The sequence below is a fragment of the Nocardioides sp. genome (assembly GCF_016462705.1).
GTDB lineage: Bacteria > Actinomycetota > Actinomycetes > Propionibacteriales > Nocardioidaceae > Nocardioides.
Genome location: NZ_JAEMSS010000174.1, coordinates 1 through 8,735, shown reverse-complemented (window position 1 = coordinate 8,735; position 8,735 = coordinate 1). Strand labels below are relative to the sequence as shown.

General features: G+C 69.8%; 4 protein-coding genes. All 4 read left to right on the top strand.

From position 1 onward, the window contains the following. Positions 1–3,340: M36 family metallopeptidase (locus JHD21_RS17965; RefSeq protein WP_292677951.1), on the top strand; the 3,340-nt coding region annotated here is incomplete at its 5' end. Between the two features lie 173 nt (positions 3,341–3,513). Continuing rightward, positions 3,514–5,490, top strand: coding sequence for a maltotransferase domain-containing protein (locus JHD21_RS17960; RefSeq protein WP_292677949.1), 1,977 nt, complete (start codon positions 3,514–3,516; stop codon positions 5,488–5,490). Between the two features lie 5 nt (positions 5,491–5,495). Beyond that, positions 5,496–7,229, top strand: a complete 1,734-nt coding sequence (treS, locus tag JHD21_RS17955) for a maltose alpha-D-glucosyltransferase (protein ID WP_292677946.1) — start codon at positions 5,496–5,498, stop codon at positions 7,227–7,229. Beyond that, positions 7,226–8,677 (top strand): hypothetical protein, encoded by a 1,452-nt coding sequence (locus JHD21_RS17950; protein ID WP_292677943.1) that lies wholly within the window; start codon positions 7,226–7,228, stop codon positions 8,675–8,677. The genes treS and JHD21_RS17950 overlap by 4 nt, the downstream gene beginning before the upstream one ends. The last annotated feature ends 58 nt before the right edge of the window (positions 8,678–8,735 follow it).

Sequence of the window (8,735 nt, the reverse complement as noted above, 5' to 3'; positions counted from 1 at the left end):
CCTGGTGGTCACCCCTGGTGACGCCGTCGCGGGACTGGCCGACATCGACCTCCGCGGGGTGACCCGCCCGAGCGCGGCCCAGGTCCGCGCCGTGGCCGGCCTCGGCGTCGACGACGTCCGCTGGAACGACTTCGGTACGCCGGCCTCGCTGCTGCCCGAGGACGGCTCCCTCGGCAAGGCCAGCTCGGCCGACCCCGCGGTGGCGGCCCGGGACTGGCTGCGCGCCCACGCCGCGGTCTTCGGTCTCACCGCCGACGGGATCGACTCCCTCGAGCTGGTCAACGTGCAGGAGCTCGCGCAGAGCGACGCCCGCGCGGTGCTGTTCCGCCAGCGCTTCGGCTCGCTGGTCCCCTCGATCGGGAGCATGGTCACCGTGGGGGTGGCCGGCGGCCAGATCGCCTACGTCTCCTCCTCCCTGACCAAGACGACCGGTACGCCGGCCGCCGCCTCGCTCACCCCGCTCGAGGGCTGGCTCGAGGCGGCCGCCGACGTCGACCGCGCGGTGCCCGAGGGCAAGGTCGACGAGATCGTCAGCAGCGTCGCCAACGGCTTCACCCAGCTCGACGTGCCGGGCTTCGCGCAGCAGCAGCAGGCGCGGCTCCGGGCCCTGGCCCTCGCGGACGGCTCCGTCCGTTCGGTGATCGAGGCCAACGTGGTCGACGTGAGCGGCGGTGAGGCGCTCGCCTACACGCTCATGGTCGACGCGGTGGACGGCAAGGTCCTGCACCGCCACAACCAGGTCGACAACGCCGACGGGCTCGAGCCCTTCGTGGGCAGCACCTCCGCGGAGGGCTGCGGCCCCCTGCACCCGTTCACGCTGACCGACGACGCGACCAAGCAGATCGTCGCCGTGAGCGTCGGCGCACCGGTCGACGACCACGTCGTCAAGCTGTTCGACCCGAAGGGCAACCTGCTCGTCGCGGGGGACCTGGGGACCAACCCGGAGCTGGCGACCTACCAGTCCAGCTCGATCCCCGCGGGCACCTACTCCGCCCAGGTGTGCCCGTACGACGCGCCCACGGTGCCGGCCAACGTCGGTCCCTACGAGATCACTGTCGCGTGGACGAACACCGCCGGGGCGTCGCCCAGCAACCTCACGCTGAACCCGAAGTGGCGCTACTTCACCGCCAACCCGAGCCTCGGCTCCCTGGGCAGCCCTGCGGTCCCGGGCAACACCAACGTCGGCTGCTGGATCCCGGCCGCGGGCTGCGACCTGCCGACCGGGGCCCTGCGCAACGTGTCCGCGCCAGGTCCCTGGGACACGATCACCGCGGGCGGGACCTCCACCCAGACGACCGCGGGCAACAACGCCTCCACGCGTGAGGCGTGGGCCAGCCCGCTGACGCCCGGCGGGCTGTTCCAGGCTCCGATCTCGCCGACCCGTGAGTACACCCAGCCGTTCACCGACGCGTGGGACAACGCCAAGTGCTCCCCCAGCGCGCTCGTGCCCGGCGGGAACGACATCAACGCCTCGGTGACGAACCTGTTCGCCAGCCACAACCGGATGCACGACTACTCGTACTACCTGGGCTTCACCGAGTCCAACTACAACATGCAGGTCGACAACCTCGGCCGCGGTGGCGTCGGCGCCGACCCCGAGATCGGCAACGCACAGGCCGGCGCGCTGACCGGTGGCAACCCGTCGTACCTCGGCCGTGACAACGCCAACCAGATCACCCTCCAGGACGGCACCCCGGGTATCACCAACCAGTACCTGTTCCAGCCGATCGCGGGTGCGTTCCACAGCCCCTGTGCTGACGGCGGTCTCGACATGAGCATCGTCGGCCACGAGTACACCCACGCCATCAGCAACCGGATGATCGGCGGCCCCGACGAGGGCATCACCTCCGAGCAGGGCGGCGCGATGGGCGAGTCGTGGGGCGACCTCGTGGGTGCCGAGTACATCTTCAGCCACGGCTACTCCACCGGCACCAGCCCGTGGGTCGTGGGGCCGTACGCCACTGGCAACACCAAGGCCGGCATCCGTGACTACCCGATCGACAGGAACCCCCTCAACTACGGGTCCTACGGGTTCGACTCGACCGGCGACGAGGTGCACGCCGACGGTGAGATCTGGAACGGCACCATGTGGGAGGTCCGCCAGGCCCTGGTGAAGAAGTACGACCGGCAGTTCCCGTACTCCGACGCCGCGCTCCAGCTCAAGTGCGCCCAGGCCTCCAGCGACGGCACCTCGTCGCCGTTCCCGGCCCAGGCGTGCCCCGGCAACCGCCGGTGGGTGCAGCTGATGTTCGACTCGTTCCTGCTCCAGCAGGGTGCGACCTCGATGCTGGACGCCCGGGACGCGATGATCGCGGCCGACCAGATGCGCTTCAACGGGGCCAACGCCAAGATCCTGTACCAGGCGTTCGCCCGCCGCGGCATGGGCAAGCAGGCCAGCGCACCGTCCGCGGACTCCGGAGACACCGTGCCGAGCTTCGCCAGCGCCAAGGGCAAGAACCTCCGGGTCACGTTCAAGGGCAAGGGCCGCGGCAAGATCTACGTCGGTCCCTACGAGGCCCGCGCCACGCCGGTCGCCGATCTGAGCAAGAAGACCGCGCTCAAGAACAAGGCGATGTTCACCCCCGGCAAGTACCGGATGACCTACGTCTCGCCGAAGCACGGCTTCAAGCGCTTCACCCTCAAGGTGGGCAAGCAGAAGGGCGTCAAGGGCAAGAAGAAGTTCCGGATCACCAAGCGGATCAAGTCGAAGAAGAACTTCGCTGCTGCCGCGAGCGGCGCCAAGGTCCTCGCCGCGACGGAGGGCTCGCGCAACCCGGACTTCCTGATCGACGGCACCGAGGCCACCAACTGGGGCGGCGTCACCGAGGGCGACGTGGACACGACGCACCCGTCGGTCACCGTCGACCTGGCCGGCAAGCGCAAGGTGAAGATCAACCGGATCCAGGTGAGCGCCATGCTCAACCCGGCCCCGGCCGAGCCCGAGGTCGTGCCGCTCGCGGCCGACCCCGACTCCGGCTCGCGCTTCACGGCCCTGCGCTCGTTCGCCCTGGAGGTGTGCAAGAAGAAGTGCACCTCGGCGTCGGCGAAGTGGAAGCGGGTCTACGTCTCCCGGGCGGACGCCTTCCCGGCGATCGGCCCCCGGCCGGTCGCGCCCGACCTCACGTTGCGCTCGTTCAAGCTGCGCAAGGCGGTCAAGGCGATGGCCGTGCGGCTGGTCACGCTGGAGAACCAGTGCACCGGAGCGCCGGCGTACGCCGGGGAGCAGGACAACGACCCGACCGCGGTCAGCGACTGCAAGACCGGCTCCGACCGGGGCACGATCGTGCACGCGGCCGAGCTCCAGGTCTACGGGAAGGTCTTCAAGAAGAAGAAGCGCTGACCCGACGACTCCACGAAGCGCCCCGGTCACCTTCGCGGTGACCGGGGCGTCGTGCACCGGCGGTACGACCGGGCCGAGCCGGACAACCCGTGTCTCAGTCCGTGGAGCGGGGTACAGGCCCAAGGGCCGCGCTCGCTTGGTCCCTTGCCGCACACCCTCGCTAGGTTGGAGAGATGGTCGGACGCATCCCCGTCATGGACGTCATGCCCGTGGTCGACCTCGGGCGACAGCCGGCCAAGGCGACGGTCGGCGAGCCCCTGCCGGTCAGCGCCACGGTCTTCCGTGAAGGACACGACAGGCTCGGCGCGGAGGTGGTGCTCACGGGCCCGGACGGCGTCCGCCGCGACCCGGTGCGGATGAGCAAGCACCGCGACGTGCCCGACCGCTACGAGGCCCTGGTGACGCCGGACGCCCCGGGCGCGTGGACCTTCGAGATCCAGGCCTGGTCGGACCCGGTGGCCACCTGGCAGCACGCCGCGGGGCTCAAGATCCCCGCCGGCGTCGACGTCGACCTGATGTTCGCCGAGGGCCGGCTGCTGTTCGAGCGAGTGCTCTCGACGCTCGAGGCCACGTCCGCGGACGCCCAGGTCGTCCACGGGGCGATCGAGGCGGCCGCTGACCTGGGACGTCCCCCGGAGGCCCGGCTCGCAGTCCTGGAGGACCCTGCCCTGGTCGAGGTGCTGCAGCGCCACCCGCTGCGCGAGCTGACCACCGTGGAGGGTCCCTATCCGGCGTTCGCCGACCGCCGTCTGGCGTTGTTCGGCAGCTGGTACGAGTTCTTCCCGCGCTCCGAGGGCGCGACGCAGGCCGAGGACGGCACGGTCACGAGCGGCACCTTCCGCACGGCGGCCAAGCGACTCGACGCGGTCGCCGAGATGGGCTTCGACGTCATCTACCTGCCTCCGATCCACCCGATCGGCGAGGTCAACCGCAAGGGCCGCAACAACACCCTCGACCCCGGACCCGACGACACGGGCTCACCCTGGGCGATCGGCTCCAAGGACGGCGGGCACGACGCCGTCCACCCGGACCTGGGCACCCTCGAGGACTTCGACGCCTTCGTGGCGCACGCCAAGGGGCTCGGCCTGGAGGTCGCCCTCGACCTCGCGCTCCAGGCGGCACCCGACCACCCCTGGGTGACGACCCACCCGCAGTTCTTCACCACGCGGGCCGACGGGACCATCGCCTACGCCGAGAACCCGCCGAAGAAGTACCAGGACATCTACCCGATGAACTTCGACAACGACCCGGTCGGGATCTGTCGGGAGGTCCTGCGGGTCGTCAAGCACTGGATGGCCCACGGCGTCCGGGTCTTCCGGGTCGACAACCCGCACACCAAGCCGGTCGCGTTCTGGGAGTGGCTGCTCAAGGAGATCCGGCGGACCGACCCCGACGTGATCTTCCTGTCCGAGGCGTTCACCCGGCCGGCGATGATGCACGGCCTCGGGGCGGTGGGCTTCCACCAGTCCTACACGTACTTCACCTGGCGGACCGCGAAGTGGGAGCTCGAGCAGTACCTCCTGGAGGTCTCCCACGAGTCCGACCACGTGATGCGGCCGAACTTCTTCGTCAACACCCCGGACATCCTGCACGCCTACCTCCAGTACGGCGGCCCGGCGGCGTTCAAGATCCGCGCGGTGATCGCGGCCACGGGCTCCCCCTCGTGGGGCGTCTACGCCGGCTACGAGCTGTTCGAGCACGTCGCGGTCAAGCCCGGCAGCGAGGAGTACCTCGACTCGGAGAAGTACCAGATCCGGATCCGGGACTGGGACGCGGCGGGGCGGGAGGGCCGCACCCTCGCGCCCTACCTCACCCGCCTCAACGAGATCCGGCGCGCCCATCCCGCCCTCCAGCTGCTCCGCAACGTGACGGTGCACAGCAGCGACGACGAGAACGTGCTCGTGTTCTCGAAGCAGAGCGGCGAGGGCACCGACCAGGACACGGTCATCGTCGTCGTCAACCTCGACCCGCACGCGACCAGGGAGACCACCATCCACCTCGACCTGCCGGCACTGGGCATGGACTGGGGCGCGACCTTCATGGTCCACGACGAGATCACCGGCGCCGAGTGGGGCTGGAGCCAGCACAACTACGTCCGGCTCGATCCAGGCGGCGAACCCGCGCACGTGCTCTCGGTACGGAGGGGCTGATCGACGTGAACGCTGAGGTCTCGGAAGCGTTCCCCGACACCCCCGAGGTGTCCGGCACGACACCTGACTGGTTCAAGACCGCGGTCTTCTACGAGGTCATGGTCCGGTCGTTCCGCGACTCCAACGGCGACGGCACGGGCGACTTCAAGGGTCTGATCGAGAAGCTCGACTACCTGGCCTGGCTGGGGGTCGACTGCCTGTGGATCCCGCCGTTCTTCACCTCGCCGCTGCGCGACGGCGGCTACGACGTCGCCGACTACACCGACATCCTCCCCGAGATCGGCACCGTGGACGACTTCCACGAGCTGCTCGACGAGGCTCACAAGCGCGGCATCCGCGTGATCATCGACTTCGTCATGAACCACACGAGTGACCAGCACCCGTGGTTCCAGGCCAGTCGCGAGGACCCCGACGGCCCGTTCGGCGACTTCTACGTGTGGTCCGACACCGACGAGAAGTACCAGGACGCCCGGATCATCTTCGTCGACACCGAGCCGTCCAACTGGACCTGGGACCCGGTCCGGCAGCAGTACTTCTGGCACCGCTTCTTCAGCCACCAGCCCGACCTCAACTTCGACAACCCGGCCGTGCACGAGGCGATCCTGGACGCGGTGTCGTTCTGGTTCGACATGGGTCTCGACGGGTTCCGGCTCGACGCGGTGCCGTACCTCTACGAGCGTGAGGGCACCAACGGGGAGAACCTGAAGGAGACCCACGAGTTCCTCAAGAAGGTGCGTCGCTTCGTCGACGAGAAGTACCCCGGCAAGGTCCTCCTGGCCGAGGCGAACCAGTGGCCCGCCGATGTCGTCGACTACTTCGGGGACTTCGAGGTCGGTGGCGACGAGTGCCACATGTGCTTCCACTTCCCGGTCATGCCGCGCATCTTCATGGCCGTGCGGCGCGAGTCGCGCTACCCGATCTCCGAGATCCTCGAGCAGACGCCGCCGATCCCGTCGGGCTGCCAGTGGGGCATCTTCCTGCGCAACCACGACGAGCTCACCCTCGAGATGGTCAGCGACGAGGACCGCGACTACATGTGGGGCGAGTACGCCAAGGACCCGCGGATGAAGGCCAACATCGGCATCCGCCGCCGGCTGGCCCCGCTCCTCGACAACGACATCAACCGGATCGAGCTGTTCACCGCCCTGCTGCTGTCGCTTCCCGGCTCGCCGGTCCTCTACTACGGCGACGAGATCGGCATGGGTGACAACATCTGGCTCGGGGACCGCGACGGCGTGCGTACGCCGATGCAGTGGACCCCGGACCGCAACGCCGGGTTCTCCTCGGCGACGCCCGGCAAGCTCCACCTCCCCGCGATCCAGGACCCCGTCTACGGCTACCAGAGCGTCAACGTCGAGGCGCAGCTCGAGAACCCCTCGTCGCTGCTGCACTGGACGCGACGGATGATCTGGGCCCGGCGCCGGCACGACGCCTTCGGCCTCGGTTCGTACGCCGACCTCGGCGGCTCCAACCCCTCGGTGCTGTCCTACGCCCGTGAGCACCGGCTCGAGGACGGCACCTCCGACGTGATCGTCTGCGTCAACAACCTGTCCCGGTTCCCGCAGCCGGTCGAGCTCGACCTGCGCCGCTTCGAGGGCATGGTGCCGACCGAGCTGCTCGGTGGCGTCCCCTTCCCGAAGATCGGTGAGCTGCCCTACCTGCTGACGCTGTCGGGGTACGGCTTCTACTGGTTCCGGCTCACCCCATCCGACGAGCGACCGGAAGGCCAGCTCCTGTGAGCAGATCCCCTGCAGCAACCCTCGACCCTGCCGCGTTCGAGGCCTACCTGGCGCGGACCCGCTGGTTCGGCGGCAAGGGGCGGCCCTTCGAGGTCAGCGACGTGCGCACGATCGGCGTCGTCCCGGGCGGCCCACCGCTGGTCGTCATCCACCTCGTGGAGCTGACCTACGGCGATGTCGGCGAGGACGCCGGCGAGGAGGCCGTCGAGCTCTACCAGGTCCCGCTGGCGCTCTACGAGCACCCGGAGACCCGGCTCGACCACGCGTTCGTCGGCTGGTGGGAGGACCCCGAGCACGGCTGGGTGCACGCCTACGACGCCCTGCACGACCGCGACGCGATGGCGCTCTGGCAGCGGGCCTTCGACGCACAGCCCGCCCCCGACACCGCCGGGGGACTCGTGTTCCACCGGCTGCCCGGGCACGACCTCGACCTGGAGGCGCACTCGACCCTCTTCTCCGGGGAGCAGTCCAACTCCTCGGTCGCGTTCGGCGAGGACGCCCTGATGAAGGTGTTCCGCAAGGTCACTCCCGGCGCCAACCCCGACATCACCGTCCACGCGGAGCTCACCAAGGCCGAGTCCGAGCACATCGCGGCGCTGTACGGCTGGCTCGAGGCGACCGACCCGGCGCGACCGGAGGGTGGCGTGCTGCAGCTCGCCATGCTGCAGGAGTTCCTGCGCACCGCGACCGACGGGTTCGAGCTCGCCCTGACGAGCGTCCGGTCGCTGTTCGCCGACGTCGGCGACGCCGCGGACGCCGAGGTGCACGCCGCCGAGTCGGGGGGTGACTTCGCTCCCGAGGCGACCCGGCTCGGTGAGGCGCTGCGCGAGGTGCACGACATCCTGCGCGACCACTTCCCGGCCGAGACCCGCCCGGCAGCCGCGGCCGCGGAGCTGGCCGCCCAGATGACCGACCGGCTCACCCTGGCCACGAGCGCCGTGCCCGAGCTCGCGCCGCACGCCGGGGGACTGCGGTCGGTGTTCTCGCGGGTCGCGACTCTCGACGGCCTGGCCGTGCAGCAGATCCATGGTGACCTCCATCTCGGCCAGACGCTCAGGACGGCGTCGGGCTGGAAGATCGTCGACTTCGAGGGCGAGCCCGCCAAGCCGTTGGCCGAGCGCCAGCGGCCCGACTCCCCGTGGCGCGACGTCGCCGGGATGCTGCGGAGCTTCGACTACGCCCCGCGGATCGTCGAGCGCGCCATGTCCGAGGGTGAACGGGCCGACGACGCCGAGGACTTCACGAAGGAGGCCGAGCAATGGGCCGAGAGGAACAAGAACCACTTCCTGACCGCCTACGCCGGTGGGGAGCTGACCTCGCAGCAGCAGATCTTGTTGGACGCGTACGTCGCGGACAAAGCCGTCTACGAGACCGTCTACGAGACCCGCAACCGCCCGACCTGGCTCGAGGTACCCCTCCAGGCCGTGGCGAAGATCGGAGCCCCATGACCACGCCCCCACCCACGCGCCGCTCCACTCCCGCCACGCCGGCGGCACCCACGACGCC

Bases quoted from the DNA above. Each gene is read 5' to 3' on its own strand.
- JHD21_RS17960 (WP_292677949.1), top strand. From the start codon at position 3,514: ATGGTCGGACGCATCCCCGTCATGGACGTCATGCCCGTGGTCGACCTC.